General features: G+C 33.0%; 1 protein-coding gene. It reads right to left on the bottom strand.

The annotated features are described in order from the left end of the window. Window positions 1-270, bottom strand: a 270-nt coding sequence (locus JUI58_RS19490; RefSeq protein ID WP_204105479.1) for a hypothetical protein, incomplete at both ends; no start/stop codon positions are given.

The raw sequence follows: 270 nt of genomic DNA, 5'->3' as shown, positions 1-270 counted from the left end.
TGAGATAGGAGAAATAAATTGTTTTTGAACAGGTTCACTTGGTGATACATCAGAACGAGAAGACGTTTCTTGTTTAGCATCAGAAGAATTAATTTGCTTTGAATCTGGAGTTATAACTGTTTCTGAGATAGGAGAAATAAATTGTTTTTGAACAGGTTCACTTGGTGATACATCAGAACGAGAAGAGATTTCTTGTTTAGCATCAGAAGAATTAATTTGCGTTGAATCTGGAGTTATAACTGTTTCTGGAATAGGAGAAATAGATTGTTT

The sequence above is a fragment of the Spirulina sp. CCY15215 genome (genome assembly GCF_016888125.1).
In the GTDB taxonomy this organism is placed as follows: Bacteria; Cyanobacteriota; Cyanobacteriia; order Cyanobacteriales; family Spirulinaceae; genus CCY15215.
Note: the sequence above shows the minus strand (reverse complement) of the source record. Positions and strands in the feature narration are given on the sequence as shown.